The organism is Salinimonas iocasae (genome assembly GCF_006228385.1).
In the GTDB taxonomy this organism is placed as follows: Bacteria; Pseudomonadota; Gammaproteobacteria; order Enterobacterales; family Alteromonadaceae; genus Alteromonas; species Alteromonas iocasae.
Map to the genome: position 1 here is coordinate 186,763 of NZ_CP039853.1, position 20,666 is coordinate 207,428.

The following is a 20,666-nucleotide window of genomic DNA, read 5'->3' on the forward strand; positions in this document are numbered from 1 at the left end:
CGACCTTAGATGGTCCGCTTCTGGCTAAAGTTAGATGCAGGAAATCAGGTCGTTGATCGTCCATTCTTTGTCTTGCACTGCCCTCACCTATACCCGATAAGCAGAATGCCATACTCAAATTTCCTTATAAATGGGAGACAACTTATGGCTACACAAATTCATATACGGTGGAATAAAGACGGGGTAATTGAAAAAAGCTGTAAACCTCCCCGAATTAGTTACACCCATAATTAGAGGTTTCGGCCAGTTCATGCTTGGTTAAATATTCCCATGGTGTCAGATCATTCAGCGCATCATGGGGGCGTTCTTCGTTGTATTCCGTCACCCAGTTATCCGTCAGTTCACGCACCTCATTGAGTGTTCTGAAGACGTACATATTGAGTATTTCGTCGCGGTAAGTCCGGTTAAATCGCTCGATGTAAGAGTTCTGTGTTGGCTTACCCGGTTTAATAAATTCCAGCGCGATGCCATGCTCTTCCGCCCAGCTCGCCAGTGTGATTGAGATGAACTCTGGGCCATTATCCATGCGTAGCTTGGCAGGGTAACCCCGCCACGCGACGACGCGTTCCAGTACGCGTACAATCCGCTGCGACGGCAGATTTAAATCAATCTCAATGGCCAACGCTTCACGGTTAAAGTCATCCACCAGGTTAAACGTTCTGAAGCGCCTGCCGCATTGCAGGCTGTCACACATAAAGTCCATCGACCAGCAATGGTTGGCCTGAACGGGAACCGCCAGAGGCTCAGGGTTTCGGGTAGGCAAGCGTTTCTTGCCACGTTGTCTCTTGTTGAGCTTCAACTCACAGTAAATACGATACACACGCTTGTGGTTCCAGCCGTGTCCCCAACGTTTCAGGATTTTAAATAGCTTACTGAATCCGTAAGCGGGATAGCGCTCAACGGCTTCCTGTAGCTTGGCGATGACCTTGTCATCGCGCGCTTTATCCGGCTGATAACGATAGACCGAGTAACTGATGCCAACTACGCGACACGCCATCCGCAAACTGACGCCATGCTACTCTCGCGCATAATTCACTAGTTCACGTCTGATCGCTGGCTTTACAGCTTTTTTTCAACGATATCTTTCAATATCCGGTGTTCCAGGCTGAGATCGGCAAACATCGATTTCAGCCGCCTGTTCTCGTCCTCAAGCTCTTTCAGGCGCTTGATGTCCGAGGCCTCCATACCACCGTATTTGGCTTTCCAGTTGTAGTAGGTGGCGTCTGAAATGCCGTACTCACGGCAGACTTCTTTAACCAGTCGGCCAGCTTCCACTTCCTTCAGAATCTTAACGATTTGTGTTTCTGTGTATCGGGACTTTTTCATCAGGAGTTCTCCTTCTTGGCTCAGTGTACGCCGAAGAACTCTAAAAAGGTATGTCACTAGTTTAGGGGAGGTTTACATAATTAGGAGAGGTTTTCACTACCTTTTAGCTATTTGTCAAAATTTAGGAGAAAATTAAAGTGAGCGTACTTTAAGTTCATTTGTTTCCTGACAGGTTTAGGGTGATGGCAATCCTTTTAAATGAGCAAAAAATAAATTGGAGATTTGAGATATGCTATCGCCGGTGAAAAGGCGGATGCTAGTAATGTTTTTGAGGTCGCGGTAAGAGCGCATAGCACAACATCAATTACTGCTGTACAAAGCAGTTCGCGACAGTTTTAATGCATCCAGATTCAAGCTTACCACGAAATCGGGCACGCCAAAAAGCGTCGGCCAATTTTCTGAAAATGAGCTAAAGGCAATACTTAGCGGTGTCGATTGGTTGGCGGCGATTCAATCCGGTAGCTGAAATTTTTATCACTGTTTCCGCTCCGTTATAGGGAAGCTATTTGAGAAATAACAATGTTGGTTGCTAAACGCCGTGAGAGCAAGCCACTACTGAGCGCTGGTTGAAAACACTTCTCAAAAGCTAGCCTGGACCAATATAAGTTAAACGTTTTTATTAACGACCCAATCGGGTTTACATGCTTTAATTTGTGCTATAAAATTAGTATTAAGAAAGTAAATCCACGATAATCATGAAAAAATTGATAGCAAGGCACACTAAAGCTGTTGAAAAGTTTGAAATGGATTTGAGAAGTCACGAGCTCTATTGGACCGTGAGAGAGGCTCAACCCGAGGTTGACGATATTTGCGAAGCAAGTATCGTATTACTTGAAAAGCATAGATACAAGGTCAAAGCGTGGCGTAAAAGGCTAAATTTTTTGAAAATCCCCAGGAGTTAGCATAGGCTGAGTGTTGTGGAGGTTGATATGACGTGCCCACTTTTTCTAGGTACCTGGCGCAGCGCCGCACAGCTTTGCTTTAACAAACCCTTGTACAACATTTCTACTTCTTTAAGCTCCTTCAATCAAGAGCTTTGCTGATGACTCTTCAAAATAATTATCTTATCAACAGCATCTCGAGCTGTAATAGCACGTTAATCTCCAAATGCTCTCGCCATGAACACCCCAATTACTTTACTTAATTGCGCCACTTATTTTTTATGAAATTCACTGCGTGGTTGGTGTCAACCACATTGCCCCCCTACGTCGAAAACCAAGCAGACTGTACATACTTAAATGTCGGGCTGTATAAACCTTAACAAAGGCCGTCTTTGTCTTCTTGTTGTACACGCACTTCCGCGAAAAGTTTTTCACTTGAAACACTATACCGGCTGAGCTTGTAACTAAAAGTGTAGAAGTTATTGTTAAAAACTTTTAATCTAGCCTCCATCTGTGTGAGCATGGTGTTGTTAACTTTCGGACTAATCAACGCAATGATGGACCGTAACTATTTGGGTTATTGAACAAACTCTCACAATATGAGCAGTGCAGTCAGAATCAAGGAAATGAAGTTTCTCTACCTTTAAAGCCTACCGTGCACTGTCTGCTGCATTGAGTGATTTACAATATTTATAAATAAGAACCTGACTATGAATTTGGTAGATCGACACAATATAAAAGTAATAGGGGAGCGCGGCCCTGTTATAGTCCTTGGTCATGGCTTTGGATGTGATCAAACGATGTGGAAACACGTCGCCCCTATATTGGCTAATAACTACAGAGTTGTATTATACGATCTTATGGGTTGCGGAAAATCTGACATCTCTATGTACAGCTATAGTAAATATAACAGTCTTAATAGTTATGCTATGGACTTGCTAGAAGTTATAGACGAAATAAATTCCAATGCCCCTGTAGTATTCGTTGGACATTCTGTGAGCGCAAATATTGGGCTTTTAGCTAGTATTGAATCGCCTAACAAGTTTCACTCTCAGGTTATGGTCAGCCCTTCACCATGCTTTATCAATGATGGGGACTACAATGGAGGGTTCACACGAGCTGATATTGAAGAACTATGCGAGGCTGTTGAAAGTAACTTTTTAAAGTGGTCTACATCAATGGCGCCGATTATTATGGGAGCTCCTGAGAAGCCAAAGCTTAGTGCAGAATTGGGTGAAAGCTTCTGTCGCACTGAACCGGAGATAGCTCATCATTTCGCCCGCGTGACCTTTTTTGCTGATCATCGAGCCGATTTACCTAAATGTAAAATCCCTACACTTATACTTCAATGCACTGATGATTTTATCGCGCCAACCTCAGTCGGGGACTATTTAAAACAGAAATTGCCCAAAGCTACGCTAGTTAAAATTAAAAATGTAGGCCATTGTCCACATATGAGCGCACCTCAGGCATGCCTCGGGGCGATTGATGATTTTCTAAAAGAATACGAATTCAAGCATCCGGCTATTCTATGATACCTGAAAATATAGATTTTTTTGAAAATGCCGCCTGTGGCCTTCTGATTTGCGGGACAGATGGAGCTATTGTTCGTGTAAATAAAACTTTTTATAAATGGCTTGGCTACTCCGAATCTGAATTTACAACAAAAAGTAATATAGACACCTTATTTACTTTAGGTAGTCGATTCTATTTCCATGCTCAACTAACACCTCTATTGCAATTAGAAGGTGCCGTCTCGGAATTTCTGCTTTCATTAAAAGGCAAAAACGGGGAGCGTGTACCAATGTTGGTTAATGCAGCTCAGCAAATTGATGGGCATATTACATACAATTCTTTCGCGTTTTTTTTGGCTCGAGAGCGCCATAGCTACGAGCAACAGTTAGTAACTGCTCGCGAATCTGCTGAAAATAGCTCTCGTGAATTACTTGAAACTCAGAAAACATTAAAAGAAAATCAATACTTTCTCGGTTTGGCTATGAAAAGCGCTAAGATGGGAGTTTGGAACTATGATTTGGTCTCTAGCCGAATCCACTTTAGCGAAGAGCTGTTAGTATTGCTGGGATTGTCTAAAGATTGCTCATATCATAAGCCGCAAAATTTTTATGAGTTAATACATCCGGACGATTTGTCACAATTTGACGATGCGATTAATACGGCTATTGAGAAAAATAGTGATTACGAGGTCGAATTCAGGTTGAAGCATAGCTCCGGGAGTTGGCTAAGTATGGAAAGCCGGGGAAATGTGATTTTCAACAGCGAGAGAATATGTACTAATATTTTAAGCATTTTCATTGATATCAGCGAGCATAAGAACTCACAAAAAGAACTAGCAGATGCAAATAAGCAATTGGCTGAAGCTGATCGAAAAAAAGATGAATTTTTAGCTACACTGGGTCATGAGTTACGTAACCCTTTGGCCCCAATTAGGAATGTACTAAAGCTCATCGAACATAGTTCTGAATGTCGCCAAAATCTCAATGACTACTATTCTATGTTGAATCGTCACATGACTCAAATTGAACACATCGTCGACGACTTACTGGAAGTCACTCGTATCAGTAGGGGGCGGCTAGAGCTAAAAAGAACCATGGTCGACATCTGTGAAGTTACGAGGATGGCTATTGAGTCATCGAGTGCTTTGATTGAAGCAGGCAACCACACTTTAGATGTAACATTTCCTAGTTCTACAGTTATGATTTACGGGGATCCAACTCGCCTTAATCAAATAATAGTTAATCTTTTATCTAATGCTGCTAAGTATACTCCCAAGGGAGGCCATATCAGACTGTCTGTTCAGTCTATAGGAACAAGCATTGAGATCCGGGTTAAAGACTCTGGAATAGGCATTCCTCCTGAGAAGCTCAGAGCTATATTTAATATGTTTACACAGCTAGAACCAGCTAGTGAGCGAGGCCAAGGCGGATTGGGGATAGGGCTTGCTTTGGTTAAACAGTTAGTAGAAATGCATGAGGGGCATGTCGAAGTATACAGCCCAGGAATAAATGAAGGCACTGAATTCACGGTTACAGTACCTATTGCGCCCTCCAGCGAACCTATTGAGCAACCTGCTTCAGAGGAAGAGGGACAAAGCATTTCTCCCAAAAGAATTTTAATCGTTGATGATAATGAAGACGCTGCGGATAGTCTTGGGTTACTGCTTGAATTCGATGGACATATTATTAAAGTTGCCTATTCTGGTAAAAAAGCAATAGAAGTAACAGAGACTTTTCGACCGAGCGTTATTCTATCGGATATTGGGTTGCCTGATATAAGTGGATATGAAGTTGCAAAAATTTTGCGCCGGCAAGAAGTGTCTAAAGGGATCTATATGGCTGCTATTAGCGGCTGGGGCTCTCAAAAAGATAAACAACGAGCACTTGAAGCTGGTTTCGATCAACATTTTACAAAGCCATTAAATTTACCGGAACTAAAGTCTGCTTTACGAAAGATACCTCTTTAGCCCTTGAATAATCTTAACCCCGCTTCATATGAAAACATCCATATGAAACAGTGCGTTAAATAATAATTTAATGACGGTCGTTAGTTCTGTATTTTAAAGTGATGTAGTCATCATTGTTTTCGCTCCGAGGGGTTAGAGTAATCGAAGCCGCGTGTGTAGCCGACGTCCATGAAAGTACTTTTTCGTCGATGGGTTCAACAGCTTGAGTTTGAACGCGGCAGTCTTCCAAAAAAAGTTTAAAGCGTTATTGCAAAAGCAGCAGTACATTTAGGAACTGGAAACTCGCGTGAATCGGTTAAAGCGAGAAAAATAATGTTTTAAACAAGGTTACTGCTCACTGCGAAATAACCTCTTAATCTCCGATGACACGAATTCCTACGCTTATAGATGCCAAAAGGTAGATTGAGCGTGCAAAAGCGAAGCGTGTGTTCGATAGGTTTCGTTAGCCGGCCCTCATACGGACGCTTGTTAGCTGTGATCTTTTCTCGGAACTAGCACCATTCTTTCGATGAGATTTTCTTATTATGCTGTCCACTTAGTATACTCTACAGGCAGCAGGTAATTCAGTGAACATGTTGCCGAGCATAATTATAGTGTTCACTCCACAGATCTACTTTGTAACGAGCCTCGTCCATTGTTCTAAACTAATACTGATTCAGACACTAGTTTATGAATCTCCATTAGAGCCGTCTACGAAAGTATTCTGCGTTGGTTTACCTGGCTGAATAAAACCGAGCTCAACACCTCTTTTTCTACTCCAGAACATTGCCTGGCTGGTGACTTCTGTTCCGTTGTGGCAGATCACTTTTTCAGGCTTTTCTCCTTGCTCGATGAGCTGACCAGGGAAAGGTGCAACCTGACGACCGCTGATAGAAACAGATAAAAGCTGCCCGACTATTTCGCGGGAGTAATTAGCCACCACGTTTAGCACCCTGAACCGTCTGCCTTTACTAAGCTGACCAGATACGAAGTCCATAGACCATCCTTGATCCGGTGCCGTGGGTACCTCGATTGGTTGTCTGGGATGAGTCAGCTTCTTGCGCTCTTTCGTCCGTACTTGTAACGCTTCTTCAGTATAAAGAAGGTACGTATGCTTGCGGTTGATGGCAAGTCACTGCCCTTTAGCAAGCTTAGGAGCACTAAGCATACATACCTCGGATACTTTACCGCCAATTCCTTCAGGCGCGACTGCACTGCGCTATTTGGCTTTGTAGTGAGGCAATATCTAAATGCGGTTCGATTAACATCAGCAAGCTTGCAGGCACCCTATTCACTGAGCCTAAACACATGAATAAGGTAACGGACGACAAACTTCCTTGCTGCTGGCGTTACCACTTATTTGAGAGCACGACCGTCATCGCTACCACTTCCAAAAACTTGTCAGCCAGCATCTTTTTGAGCTTATTGTTCTGAGACTCGAGCTCCTAATAGACGCTTACCTTCGTTGACTTCGAAGCCCGCATATTTGCTGCGCAAATTATAAAGTTTTCCTGATGAGATGCCATGTCATCCACCTTTGCGACAGATCCATACTGCTTGATGGCCTTGACGATTTGTTCTTCGCTATAGCGGTTCTTAATTTTGACCACCCTATTGTCTTCGGTTTATTGAAAATCTTATCGGTGTCATGGTGGTATTTTGGGGGAAAAGTCAAGACGACCACCTGTATTTAAATAGTCTTAAATAAGAAATTAAAAAACCTTATTGAACGTACTTAGAATTTTTTTAAACCTCTATAAAGAAATGATTTAGAAGAAATTATTCTGTAGTCGCAATTTATTATAATAAAATTTATCTTTAAGTATTATTTTGTAATTTTAAAAAATTTTAATTTTACTATGAACAGCCCGTCAATCGTTGATGTATGTACAGTGTTCAATAAACCAAACAGGACTTATCTATGGCAGAATCATTCAAATACAACAACCAAAAAGGTACTGGAGGAGAACTGCATCAATCGCCAGAGAATGCAAAACAAATGATGACCACTGCTCAAGGTTGTCCTGTTAAAGATGATCAAAATTCTCTAAAAATTGGTAGTCGCGGCCCGACACTTCTTGAAGATCATATCTTGCGGGAGAAAATATTTCATTTTGATCATGAACGGATACCTGAACGTGTTGTGCATGCACGGGGATATGGAGCACACGGCTATTTTGAAACATATGATGCCTATTCGGATTTAACTTGTGCTGACCTATTTCAAAGAAAAGGGGAACAAACGCCAGTTTTTGTTCGATTTTCAACAGTGGCAGGAAATATGGGCTCTCCTGATTTGGCACGCGATGTGCGCGGTTTTGCTGTAAAGTTTTATACCAAAGAAGGCAACTGGGATTTGGTTGGTAACAATATACCAGTCTTTTTCATTCAGGACGCAATGAAGTTTCCAGATCTAGTCCATGCTGCGAAACAAGAACCTGACCGCGGTTTCCCACAAGCGCAGACCGCCCATGATAACTTTTGGGATTTCACCAGTCTAACTCCTGAATCTATTCATATGCTAATGTGGGCTATGTCAGACCGAGCTATTCCAAGATCTTTTCGGTTTATGGAAGGGTTTGGAGTCCACACTTTTAAGTTCATAAATAGCTCAAATGAAGAAAAGTACGTGAAGTTTCACTGGAAACCAAAAAGTGGCCTTCAATCTGTAGTATGGAATGAAGCATTGAAAATTAACGGGGCAGACCCTGACTTTCACCGCCGAGACTTATGGAATGCAATTGACGCTGGCGATTATCCAGAATGGGAATTAGGCGTTCAGGTGTTCGACCAAAGGTTTGCTGACAAATTTAAATTTGATGTGTTTGATTCAACTAAATTAATACCAGAGGAAGATGTCCCTGTTCAAAAAATAGGGAAGTTGGTTCTAAACAAAATGGTAGACAACTTTTTCGCTGAAACGGAACAGGTCGCATTCTGTACCCAAAATATTGTTCCGGGTATTGATTTTACACCCGACCCACTATTACAGGGACGAAATTTTTCTTATCTAGATACACAGACAAAACGTCTTGGCGGTCCAAATTTTACTCACATCCCCATTAATGCCCCGCGATGCCCTATGCGACATTTTCAGCAAGATGGGCATATGGCGATGCACAATCCGAAGGGGCGGGTAAACTATGAACCCAATTCGTGGGATCGTGATGAAAATAACCCCAGAGCCTGTGCTACTAGAGGTTATCAAAGCAGTTCTCAACCTGTTGAAGGCGACAAACTAAGGTATCGCTCTAAGACTTTCGCTGATCACTACAGCCAAGCAATTCAATTTTATAATAGTCAGACTCAAGTAGAACAAAGACATATTAAAGATGCATTTATTTTCGAATTGTCGAAGGTCCAAACACCAGCTATTAGAGAGCGAGTGGTATCGCATCTAATGAATGTTGATGAGTCTTTGGCCAAAGGTGTTGCCCAGGGCTTAGGGATACCCTCTTTACCAGAAAAGGCCGAGACTGCAATGCCGCCACAGACTGATCTAAAAATATCTGATGCTTTAAGTATTCAGAAAAATAATCCAAACTCGTTCAAGGGAAGAAAATTAGGTATTTTGTGCTGTGATAACGCCGATGATGAAGTTTTGAATCGAATAATTGAGGATCTTAGAAAAGAAGGCGCAATGTATGAAGTTGTCGCGCCTACGGTTTATGGTATTACTACCAAAGCTGGCAAACGTATCGACGGGCACCAACAAATTGATGGAGGTCCTTCTGTATTATATGACGCTGTAGCAGTGGTTCTTTCAGAAGAGCATGCGAAGAATGTTGTGAGTATTCCAGAAGCCAAAGACTTCGTGGCAGATGCACATATGCACAACAAATTTATTATTTACAATGAAGCAGCGATGCCATTGATACGAGAAGCCAACCTTGAAGATAAAATGGATGCCGGTTATCTCTTAGTCGAATCTAGCCAAACCGCCCCGCTAATTAAGAAACTTCGCCCTTTACGTTATTGGGAACGCTAGTATAAGGGGGCCTTGCCTCCTCTCTTAATATTTCGAGAAAATTAAGTATGCAACAGTCACCTCATATAGCTGTTGTTGGTAGTGGTCCTGCAACGGTATTTTTATTACTTTTCTATCCCAGCAAGGGGCTGAATCTTTATCGATTTCTATTTTTGAAAGCTCAGAAACTCCGGGTAAAGGAACTCCTTTTCGAGAAGAAAACTGCTGCACCACACTACTTTCTAATTTAAGTATTGATGAAGTTCCCGAGCTACTCTTATCTTTCACAAAATGGTGTGAAAATACTTACATATCGCTTCCAGAACAACGAATCCCCGATATTTGATAGGGCAATATTTTCATTGGAACTTTGTTGTTCTAATTAAGCATTTTCCCAATGTTCAATATTACATGAAGTATGAATTTCAACATGTTAAAAATTTTGGCGAGATCTATCATTTTGTAGTGGCAGACTAAACCCGAACACCGTTTTAAGTGGTAGCATTACACTTAATAACGAGGTGTTCAATGAGAAGACAAAGACGGTCATTCAGTCCGGAATTTAAACATGATGCAGCCAGCCTGGTGCTCGATCAGGGGTATAGCGTTCCCGAAGCAAGTCGCGCTGTAGACGTTCATGAAAATACCCTGCGCAAATGGGTTCAGCAATTTGAGTCTGAACGCGGCGGTAGCACACCGAAGTCCAAAGCGCTGTCGCAAGAGCAGCAGCGTATTCAGGACCTGGAGGCTCGCGTGAACCGTCTGGAACGAGAAAAGACCATTCTAAAAAAGGCTACCGCACTCTTGATGTCCGACGACCTGAAGTCCACGCGCTGATAGACCGGTTGAGGGTGCATGAATCAACAGAATTGGTCTGTTCAGCTTTAGGTGTTGGTGTCAGTAGTTATTACGAACGACGAAAGCGACAGCGGCTGATTGGTGCTAAACGGCGTATTCTGCGCGCCAGAGTGAAGCGTCTGTTCGATAAGAGTCGTCAGTCTGCTGGCACACGAACGCTTGTCGATATGCTTCGCGATGAAGGCATCGTCATGGGCCGATTCAAAGTAGGTCGGCTGATGAAAGAACAAGGGCTGATGAGCAAGCAGCCGGGTAAGCACGCTTATAAAAACGTGCAGGTTGAGCGGCCAGATATCCCTAATTTACTGGACAGGCAGTTCAATGTGGAGCACCCCAACCAGGCCTGGTGCGGCGATATCACCTACATCTGGACAGGCTCAGCATGGTATTACGCAGCCGTCGTGATTGACCTGCATACCCGCAGAGTTATCGGCTGGAGTATGTCACACCGACCGGACGCGGAGCTTGCCGCAAGAGCTTTAGATATGGCGTAAGAGCTAAGAGGTAAGCCAAAAGGCGTGATGTTCCACAGCGATCAGGGCTCTCAGTACGGCGCTCGTAAATTCAGACAAAGGCTGTGGCGTTACAAGATGAGCCAGAGCATGAGTCGCCGGGGGAACTGCTGGGACAATAGCCCAATGGAACGCGTGTTCAGAAGTCTGAAATCAGAATGGATGCCATCAACCGGCTACTGTTCGCCTAATGAAGCAAAACGAGATGTGGGATATTACCTGATGAATTATTACAACTGGGAAAGACCGCATCAATTTAACGATGGGCTACCACCGGCAAAAGCGGAAAAATTAGCTAAAAAGGTGTCCGGGTTTTATTGACCACTACAAACTAGGTACGGTTACCGCTGTGTTTGGTGGCTTAATGCGTGATGTAGTCGCGCGAAAAGTTCCCTTGGTAATGCGTTGTGAGCTTTATGCCACCGCATGTATTGCAGGCGGTCTAGTTTTTGCTGGACTACTCCATATCAATACGTCGTACCCGTGGTGCGTAATTGCATCATTTACTAACACAGTATCATTGCGTCTATGCTCTTTTAAGTGGGGATGGCGAATCCTATTTTAGAGAAACATGGCTCTTAGCTTTTAACAATAAAATAGATATTCGCTAACTTTGGAAACCTTTTGACTTAAGTTTGCGCTATTGCACAAATCGCATCGCAGCTCAATAAATACTAATTTTTAAGTTGACAGCTACACTTAATTACCCGAAAACAATATATAAGGATATCCCATTCCGGAGCCGAGTAAATGGGCATTATAAAGACTAACTCAGACCCATATCACTAATGCTTGAGGCTGAGAATTTCTGGATGTATATGCGTTTGAAGTTTTCCGGGAACCCCGACACCACCAATAGCTAGTCAATACGCATTAATAAGGAGAAGTAGACAAGCACGCCTGCTTCTCTTTTGTTGTTGCATTGCGCATAAAGTTTACTTGCTCTTCATCGTAGCTAAATGCTACCAGCCCCATTTTCTCAAATGTTTTCAGCCAGCCATACATGGGGAAAAAACCGTGCTTTTGTTTAAACAAATTTGCATTTGCGCAGATATCTTCGGTGTAATTGACCGGTGGGCTATATTTCGTATGATACTGATGCAGTATATCGTCATCGATAAATATCAATGAAATAGCGGCCGAATCGAAACGCCTCGCAAAGTCTGTGTCCTCTGCTCCATAACCGCAAAACGCTTCATCAAAGCCACCAACACGCCGAAATATGGTTTTCCTGATGGCAAAAACCAGCGACCAGAAATGCTTATAACACACTGCCGTGTTACCCGGCAGCGCTTGCTGTTTAGGGTGCGCAACGCTCTTATCAAATAACCGCGCATAGTTGCCATGATTCGGCAAGTGTGAGAGGTACCTGGCTCTGGCTGAGACAACCACCTGAGCACTCAGCGCAGACAACAAAGTTTCAAACAAGGTTTGGCTGCAAATACAGTCTATATCTAAAAATACAACATTTTCCTGTGTAGCTGCGGCCATTCCCTTATTCCGCGCTTTTGCCAGAGGCAGCCCTTGTTCGCTCATTTTAAGAACATTGATATGCAGATTTAGGTTCGAAGGAGCCTGCCAGGCTTCATCATCCATTTTAACTACAATAATTTCCTGCGGAATACGGGTGCTGTCAGATACTGCTTCCAACAGATTATTAAGTTGCTGATAGCGCCCCTTTACCAGAGTGACCAGAGAAAATGTCATTAGAGCGTTTCCGTAATTAGCTGTTTGAACTCAGCCGCGGCACTGGGGTTATGCAGTGGCTGAAGCGCTGGTGGGGGTGCGTTGATCGCGTCTTCGACCAGTTCAATAAGATGTTTACTGTTGTTACCGGCCTGTTCGGGCAGGCAGTAGCGCCCTGCTCCTGCCTGCTGAATCATGATCGCTTTCGCCTCCTGTTCGCTATATGGACGCGGCTCGGGGATCAGAATGAGCTTTTTATTCAAATAAACCAGCTCAGAAATCAGATTGTTACCGGCGCTGCAGATAACAATATTGCCGACAATTGCACTTCCTACATTATCGGTGGAACCGAGTATGTGTATATTGTCGGAAAAGGGTACATCTTCAGGCCACTCCCCCACTACATTAACTGTAAATCCGTTTTGAGCAAGATGTTCGGATATAGCGCATCGAAGTTTAGTATCGCCAACCAGTACAGTAATAACTCGTGGCTGTGTTACGTCAACACGTGCAGTCTGACCAAAAAAGCCGAGGTAGTGCGTTTTACTCAGATGGCCGTAATCCTTAAGCTCCAGAGACTGAGGGTATGGTGCATACAGCGATTCTGCGCACTCATAGGCAAAAACCTGTGTAGGATCCTGCCCGGTGTAACCGGAATGTCGCTGCATGACTACTTTTACCCCGCATTGTCTGGCGAGTATAGTAAGCTCGGCGGATACATCGCTGATAAATAAATCGATATTCTGATTTACCAGCAATGTACAAAAGTACTGACTACGCGCTGCAGCTTCTTTATAAAAGCCTATACCTTCAAAGGCGCGGTCAAAAGTACGCTTTACAGAGGGAGAATTTGACGGCCATTTGGATGGTAAGATGAAAACACGGCTATTGGGGAAGTGGGTATTCAGCGCTGATGCCATCGCGTCAGTACCCGCTAAAAAGCTTACCTTTGCGATTCGCTCTATTGCGGGTATTAACGTACACATCCGCTTAAGGTGCCCTGTGCCGTGGTGATGGACATAGACCAGTATGTGCTTATTCGGACACGCGTGCATAAAGCGCCTCGTATCCGTCAACGGTGGAAGAAAAACTAAAACCCTGCGCGAACTGAAGTAATGCTGCCGCGTCGATTTCGCTGCAGTGCGCAAGTGCAGTGTTCCAGGTTTGCGGTGCATGTTTTTCTATGAGGAACACGCCTTTGTCATATCGTAATTCTTCCGGCACTGCTGTTTTGAACCCTATCACTGGTGTGCCACACGCCAGCGCTTCAAGCGACGCCAGACCAAATGGCTCTTCCCACAGAGATGTTGCTAATAAGGCGGTGGCTTGCTGATAAAGCGCCTTAAGTTCGCTGCTGTTAAGGTGCCCACAATAATGAATGTTCTCATCCAGCTCTCTTTCGATGTAGTGCTGATAATATTCTGTATCAGCACACGGGCCCGCAATCATCAGTGGCTTTCCCAGAGCGCGGGCTATTGTAATCGCTTCATGGGCACCTTTTTCGTGACATAAGCGCCCGCACCAGAGCAAAAAGTCGCGCTTTCTATCCTGCTGCTGAGGACAAAAGTAGTTGGTATCCACGCCATTTGAAATAACATTGATACCGGGGCCTGTAACACCTTCCCACTGATCCTTGAGCCGACTGGATACGGCAACATAAATATCATCGCCACGCTGGCGATTAAGGGTATGCACTACTGATAATCGGGGCGTGGCCGGGGTGTGCAATGTAACGATGTTGCTACGCTCATGAAGACTCGCATACTCATAGATTGCATGATAATAACTATGATAATGAACAGCGTCATAATCGCCGGTGTCTATGAGGCCGAACTGCGCCGCCTGGTACTGTTTTTGTCCCTCAGGCTCGCTGGTTATATCGTCACACATGCGCACAGCCGACTCAGACAGCGATACGGTATTGAAAAGATTTGTTTCATCCGCCGCTTTGCAAATCACATCCACGCTGTGCCCCCGACGTACCAGCGCGTTTCCAAGCTGGACTACAAATGACTCGGTACCACCGGCAAACGGCGTTGTCAGATCTACAACAGGACTGGTAACCAACAAAATATTCATGCGATCGCTGCCAGTTTGTTCAGATAAGCATTGCACATTTTTGACAGTGGAAATAACGAGGCACGTTTTATTATGTCTTCGTGAGGCACCAGTGCAGTGGCGTTCATTGCCTCTGCCAGACTGGTAACATTATTGCCTTTTGCCAGCGCGCCACCGCTAACGCTGACCAGTTCAGGGAACGCGCCACGATTGAATGCAGCTACCGGTGTACCTGTTGCCATGGATTCGACCGTCGACAAGCCAAACGGCTCGTCCCAGCGGGTGCCAAATACCGCCATGCGTGCGCCGGCTAAAAGATCGCATACCTGGGGATGGTCCAGATGCCCGAGGTACTCAATGTCCTCTGACAATAACGGCGCTACTTTTTGCTTATAATAGTCCTGGTTAAAAACGGGCCCGGCTATTTTTAATCCGATACCGCTGGCGCGTGCAGCGTGAATAGCCAGATCGATACCTTTTGAAGGCGCGATTCGTCCGTAAGTTACCGCGTAATTCCCCTGCTGTTTTTGTGTTGACCATGCAGATAAATCAATACCGTTGTGGATGACGCTGATATCATCATTAATAAACGGTCGCCACATTTCCGCCACGCTGTAAGAGACCGCGTTATAGTGAACGTAGGGTGAGAATGAAGCCAGTTCAGCGCCCGCTTTTAATCGGGTATAAGGTGGTGTGTGAAGCGTTGTTAATAAGGGAAACTGGTTTTTACAGGCCCACACGGCAGGTATAGAACTTAGTGAGTTGTTATGGATAACATCGAAGCCCTGCCTCTGAATATCTTTCATGCACTTCAATATGAAGTCATTTTCAACAATATCCGGGTATTGCGCATAGGTGCTGTCATTAATAGCAAAAGTACGAAAATTGCCTTCCGTTTCACTATCCGGGTGTGCATAGAGCATTACATCACAATAACTGCCATAGTAAGCCATTAGCGATGCCACAAATGCCTCCAGGCCTCCGGCAAACGGTTGTTTGATGGCAAAGCGCGGAGAGGCTAACACAGCAACTTTCATGATGTTGCCCCGGGTCGGCCATGGGGCACCTTTTCTAACACCGGAATATCGATCATTTCCGGCTCAGCGATTTCGAAGGCTCTTCGTAATAAGTCCCAGTCGCCGCCCTCTTTGTCAGAAAATGGCAATAACGAAAGTAAAAACCGACGCTCGAAAATGACGGCTTCAAGGGGGTGCTGATACCCCGTTCCCCACTGTTTCTCACCATTAAATAAATGCGGCGTCACGGCGAATGTTTTTATATCGGCCTGGTCCAACATGCTGGCTAGCGCGCGTTCGTCAAACGTATCATCATCCGTTCTGAAGACCACATATCGGGTAGCTGCCAGATTACGAATCTGGTTATAGGCAGCGAAGCGGGAGTTGACGGTATGATTAATGTAACGCGCTGCACTGTTGACACTGTGCAAACTTTTTTCAAGCGGATTGGTATGTTTGTATTGTGCTGAGGAGTTATCAATAACCAGAGCAGGCTGACCGGTAAATGTATCGCTGAACGACTGAACATTTCTAAGCAGATTCTGGTTCATCTCGAACGTAACAAACAATGCACCAATATCTGGTGTCGCGTGGGGGGAATTATTGCTGTTCAAAGTTGCGTATTATTCCAAGCAGCTGCTCGATACGAAGCTTTGCTCTTAAGCGTTCCGTAGCTTTCCATGATGGCAGTTGCTCCAGCATCTTTTCAGCGCGCCGCAACTCTTCATTTATCGAATTTGTGTGTAGGGGGTTCATTGTCAGTATCGTCCGGGTAGTTCGAAGTGCTTCATCAGCATTCAACTTCTACGTCAAAATGATTAATTCACAAATCCTTAAAAAAAGGTTCACCACAAAAACCTGATTCATCCTTTTTTATGAAACATTTTGAAACCACCTTATTCATTAAAATAAGTTTCAATAAAAACTTAATAAACCTTTTAAAATTTCTGCGTAGTTATAAAAGGCATTCCACAAATTCAGCTTAATTCGGGAGCGAGTATATTGTCTGCACGGCATACCCTGGCTATCGTAGGTGCAGGCCCTACTACGCTGATGTTTTTAAATGAATTACTACAACTTGCTACCGTTTTACTTCGCGACCTGGACATTACCGTTTTCGAAGCGTCTGATTCCCCGGGGCGAGGCTTCGCCTTTGGGGATGACGCGATCCACCCTTGTTTATTGAGTAACAATACACCCGATGAGATCCCGGTACTGACCATGCCTTTTTCACAATGGTACAGACAGGAAAACCGTAAACCTGAAAAGGCTGAAGATGTACACAGTAACGTAGTTACCCGCGCCGCTATTGGTGCGTATTTTTCATTTAGCTATAAGATTATTTTTCAAAAGCTAATTGAGCGAGGTCTGGCTATTCGTCATGAAAAGAATACCGTGGTGGAAAATCTAAAAAGATGCCCTCAAGGCATACAACTGTCTCTAAATTCGGGTAACAGTGAATATTTTGAAAAGGTATTTATTAATTATGGCAAGGAACGGTCCGGCGGAACACTTAACAATACTTTGCAACCCTACCCCGTAGCCCGATATGCGAACGCCTCATTAAAAACGTATACCGTGATTGGCACATCACTGACAGGAATTGATTGTGTAACAGGTATTGCTCACACCCGTGGCGCGTTCACTTACCACAACAACAAACTGGTTTATAATTCTCCGGAGGAATGGACAGTTAACCTTTTTTCCTCTCACGGCACGTTTCCCCGGATATGGTATTCGTCACACTATAAGGACCCGCGGGGGCATTTGAACGAGAACCTACGGTTTTGAACCCAGTGACCACGTCGAAACCGTAGGTTTCCGTCGAATCATCCCTTCTCCTCATCTTCAATAAAGTATGTACCGTTGGGTAACACATGCTTATAGGGCAACAACGAGATATGAGATAAGGTCTCGTCGTCGATTTCCTCCCCTTGCTGCCGAAGCAGCTCCACAATGTCGCTTATCTTGATGGTGTTCCAGTACAGAATGGCATTGGACACAAAGCTGAGACTACTGGCCTTGTTCATGATTTCTTCATAGTCGCCTGTGGTGAATTCACCCTGATCCGCAAAGAATATCCAGCGCGGCAGTTTATGTCGGTATTCCCCTTTATTCAGTTGCCGTTGGACGGTTTGACGGAGTTCTTTGTCAGTCAGGTACCGCAGAATGTATTCGGTCTTGATAATCCGCCCCAAGTTCGTAAAGGCTTTGGTGAGGCGATCCGAAGGTGAACTATTGGTTAATCGTTGGACGATGACGTGTGCTGGCGCAGTTTTCTGCTTCAGTGAAATCGCCACTCGCATCATATATTCCCACTGTTCCTCAATGATGGCCAGATCGGCTGTTTTGGTGAGTAAATGGTTGAGGTCGCCGTAATCGACGGTTTTGTCAATACGGTAAAGCTGCTGATCTTTGAGATCCCGAATGCGCGGCATAAAGTAGAATCCGAGCAAATGACAGAGTGCGAAGACGATTTCGGTATAGCCATGTGTATCGGTGGTGTGCTCCCGGATTTTCAGAATCGTGTTGTTTTCCAGCAGGCCGTCCAAAACATACAGCGCTTCACGCGGGCTACAGGAAATAATCTTGGTGCTGAACACTGAATATTGATCGGAAACGTGGGTGTAGATCCCGATGGCTTTTTCATAATAACCGTAGTAGCGGGGATAGTAAGAAGCCAACAGGCTGTCGGCGCGGATTTTAAAGCGTTGCGCATCCGATGAGGACAATGTACCGGTGCCGTGCACCGCACTCAACGGCAGCTCATGGTGTTGATTCACAATTTCAGCACTGGCGTTGATCAGGGTTTCCTCTCGAATATAGTATTGCAGGATATGCCGGAGCATATCGACGGTCACACCTTTAACGCTATTGCTCATGGATACGACACCCAGGTTGGTGGCCTGCGAAATAATGGCGGCCATCAGGCTTTTGTAAAAGGCTTTGGGGCGCGATTGATGGTGCTGGATAGGGACAAAATGACGGCTGTAATGTGTCATTTGATCTACTTCCATCAGAAGCTGTTCGATACGTATGCTGGGCATATGTGCATCGATCACTTTTTGCAGTTGGTTGACTTTATCCGGGACCTCGAGCTTGTCATCACGTTTGAGTTTCAATCGGCCGTTTTGAATTTCCGCGAAGTTGTCCAGGCCGAACAGCTTTTTCGCTTCAGAGACTGATTCGTGGAACTGCGTTGAAATGGCGGCTCGAACTTCGTGCGGTGGAGGCTGTTGAAGTTCGGTATAGACAGCCTGTCTGGTTTCATCCCAACTGGGTTCATTTAAGGTGAGATCCCAGAACGAAACATGCTGCTTACTCTGCGGCAAGTACAAATCGCCGGAACGCAAGGCGTCTTTCATAGCGAGAGCCAATCCCATTTCCCAAACGTTGCGATTGATGTTACCGGCTTGATCTTTAAGGGTGCGGCGTAGTTCGCGGGGAATGAATGCTGTCGGTGTGTTCTCGGGTAGCTTTTTCAGGTCGCCATCATCCAATTTCCGGACGAACTCAATAGCTTTTATCAGCGGCCCGGAACCTTTAGCCACTTCAAATGGTAACCGGATAAAGTCGGCAAAATATTTTCGTAAACTGGGATAACGGGCCAGCAACAAATCGCAGTAGCCGCGTTCCTCCAGGCGTTTAAAAATGTGCAGGTCGTCAATGGATGCCAGCAGATGTTTCTCGTCAATGCGTTGCCACAAGTCCTTCTTGTACAATGGCTGTTCATCCGGCCATTCCAGCAAAACATGCGTGGTTTCAAGCACAGCATCGATGGCTTTCTTTTGGCGCTTGCGAAACTCCTTGTGTTTTTTGTCGTGGCTGTTTTTGGTTTGCCGGCATAGCTCTGTCATGTACTGATCATGCATTTTGACCAGATGATCCAACAGGATCTTGCGGGATTCCAACAGGAAGCAAATCATCAATGCATAGCGCTTATGGTCCTTGAAGCGCTTCATGTCCTTAGCGCTGTAACGCTTGGTCAGTCGGTACAGGTAGTTAAGAAAAGCGGTATCAATGACCTTTTCTTCGAACTCATTAATGCCGGTGGACACCAGATTGTCATAGCGTTCCAAATAGCGTTTCAGTGATGATATTTTCGCACCCGGCGGGTACTCTTTGAGTTGGTTGAAGTAGGTTCGTTGATTGCCGTCGGTGGCTTGCAACAAATCGTCAATGGCATCGCGTAATTCCGGCGACATCTGATCAAACACTTGCTCAAAAAGCTGAGCGTGTACCTGGTTACATATGCGGATGATCTGTCTTTCGATCGTCGTGGGGCCAGGTAAAACAATACGTTTCAACAGAAGGTGGCGTTCTGCCCGGTGAAAAAGTTCATCCGGAAGCAGTCCCTGTTGGGCATGTTCTTCAATCCAGCGGTCCAGATCTGCTTCCACTTTGTCGTCAAACCGATGAAAGCCCAGGTACTTGAGGATATTGTTCCGGTGTTCCAACACCGTGGCTTCTCTTTCGGGCACTTCCACCGTTAGCGTAGGAGGAAGATCGAGTTGACTACTCAGGTAGCTGATCACTCGTGGCGAAAGATCATGGAGCTGGTTTAGAAACCGGCCATAGAGGCGCATGGCACACAGTTGGATGGCAAATCCCAGGCGATATTGCTTGCGATACTTGTTGACGACCTCGCAATCACGACGGCTTAGCGTCCAATCGCGAACCATTTCCTCATCGGAGAATCGTTGCGGCAATATTAACGGTTGGTACCGCTGCTGATCGGTTAAGAACTGCTCTTTGGCTGTCATAGGACCTCACTTGGCTCCGGTCACGCCAACTGCGCTATAGCGCTGTTTTTATTGATGGATGCGGTATTTAAAGGTGCATCACCGCCTTTAAAGGCAATCGCTCTTGCCCAGGGGTTATTCGGTTTAAAAATGTGTAGAG

Annotated in this window: 11 protein-coding genes and 3 pseudogenes; 6 read left to right on the plus strand and 8 right to left on the minus strand. The window is 44.9% G+C overall.

The genetic code is table 11. The features are described from left to right. Nucleotides 1-214 precede the first annotated feature (214 nt). Nucleotides 215-1,326: pseudogene (locus FBQ74_RS18165) on the minus strand (IS3 family transposase). 1,591 nt (nt 1,327-2,917) lie between these two features. On the opposite strand from FBQ74_RS18165, the gene FBQ74_RS18170 reads away from it, so the two are divergent. Together FBQ74_RS18170 and FBQ74_RS18175 are read left to right on the plus strand one after the other, a co-directional pair. Then, a complete protein-coding gene (locus FBQ74_RS18170; RefSeq protein WP_139758154.1) occupies nt 2,918-3,742 on the plus strand; it encodes an alpha/beta fold hydrolase in 825 nt (274 codons plus the stop codon). Further along, nucleotides 3,739-5,688 carry a PAS domain-containing hybrid sensor histidine kinase/response regulator gene (locus FBQ74_RS18175; protein WP_139758155.1) on the plus strand — a complete coding sequence of 650 codons (1,950 nt, stop codon included), beginning with the start codon at nt 3,739-3,741 and terminating at the stop codon, nt 5,686-5,688. Before FBQ74_RS18170 ends, FBQ74_RS18175 begins: the two co-directional genes overlap by 4 nt. 522 nt (nt 5,689-6,210) lie before the next feature. Here FBQ74_RS18175 and FBQ74_RS18180 read toward each other — a convergent pair. Further along, nucleotides 6,211-7,268 (minus strand): annotated as a pseudogene (locus FBQ74_RS18180) (integrase core domain-containing protein). A gap of 320 nt (nt 7,269-7,588) precedes the next feature. Between FBQ74_RS18180 and FBQ74_RS18185 the strand changes: the two are divergent. The 3 genes and pseudogenes from FBQ74_RS18185 (at nt 7,589) to FBQ74_RS18195 (ending at nt 11,569) form a co-directional block, all read left to right on the plus strand. After that, a complete protein-coding gene (locus FBQ74_RS18185; RefSeq protein WP_139758156.1) occupies nt 7,589-9,655 on the plus strand; it encodes a catalase in 2,067 nt (688 codons plus the stop codon). A 507-nt stretch (nt 9,656-10,162) separates the two neighbouring features. Then, a pseudogene (locus FBQ74_RS18190) lies at nt 10,163-11,325 on the plus strand (IS3 family transposase). Continuing rightward, nucleotides 11,321-11,569 (plus strand): trimeric intracellular cation channel family protein, encoded by a 249-nt coding sequence (locus FBQ74_RS18195; RefSeq protein ID WP_269750736.1) that lies wholly within the window; start codon nt 11,321-11,323, stop codon nt 11,567-11,569. Before FBQ74_RS18190 ends, FBQ74_RS18195 begins: the two are co-directional and overlap by 5 nt. A gap of 308 nt (nt 11,570-11,877) precedes the next feature. On the opposite strand, the gene FBQ74_RS18200 is transcribed toward FBQ74_RS18195, so the two are convergent. The 5 genes from FBQ74_RS18200 to FBQ74_RS18220 are packed head-to-tail and all read right to left on the minus strand — an operon-like array spanning nt 11,878 to nt 16,378. Beyond that, a complete protein-coding gene (locus FBQ74_RS18200) occupies nt 11,878-12,711 on the minus strand; it encodes a glycosyltransferase family 2 protein (protein ID WP_139758158.1) in 834 nt (277 codons plus the stop codon). Continuing rightward, nucleotides 12,711-13,745, minus strand: coding sequence for a glycosyltransferase (locus FBQ74_RS18205; RefSeq protein WP_168190648.1), 1,035 nt, complete (start codon nt 13,743-13,745; stop codon nt 12,711-12,713). Before FBQ74_RS18205 ends, FBQ74_RS18200 begins: the two co-directional genes overlap by 1 nt. Next, nucleotides 13,726-14,769: a glycosyltransferase gene (locus FBQ74_RS18210; RefSeq protein ID WP_139758159.1), complete on the minus strand. Its 1,044-nt coding sequence runs from the start codon at nt 14,767-14,769 to the stop codon at nt 13,726-13,728. The genes FBQ74_RS18205 and FBQ74_RS18210 overlap by 20 nt, the downstream gene beginning before the upstream one ends. Beyond that, entirely contained in the window at nt 14,766-15,785 is a 1,020-nt protein-coding gene (locus FBQ74_RS18215; RefSeq protein ID WP_139756645.1) for a glycosyltransferase, read from the minus strand. Before FBQ74_RS18215 ends, FBQ74_RS18210 begins: the two co-directional genes overlap by 4 nt. Then, nucleotides 15,782-16,378 (minus strand): glycosyltransferase family 2 protein, encoded by a 597-nt coding sequence (locus tag FBQ74_RS18220; protein WP_139756646.1) that lies wholly within the window; start codon nt 16,376-16,378, stop codon nt 15,782-15,784. The genes FBQ74_RS18215 and FBQ74_RS18220 overlap by 4 nt, the downstream gene beginning before the upstream one ends. A gap of 388 nt (nt 16,379-16,766) precedes the next feature. Here FBQ74_RS18220 and FBQ74_RS18225 point away from each other — a divergent pair, with 388 nt between their 5' ends. Further along, on the plus strand, nt 16,767-17,555 hold the full coding sequence (locus FBQ74_RS18225; RefSeq protein WP_139758160.1) for an FAD/NAD(P)-binding protein: 789 nt from the start codon (nt 16,767-16,769) through the stop codon (nt 17,553-17,555). A 38-nt stretch (nt 17,556-17,593) separates the two neighbouring features. Here FBQ74_RS18225 and FBQ74_RS18230 read toward each other — a convergent pair whose 3' ends face one another. Beyond that, a complete protein-coding gene (locus FBQ74_RS18230) occupies nt 17,594-20,527 on the minus strand; it encodes a Tn3 family transposase (protein WP_049589046.1) in 2,934 nt (977 codons plus the stop codon). Nucleotides 20,528-20,666: the final 139 nt, after the last annotated feature.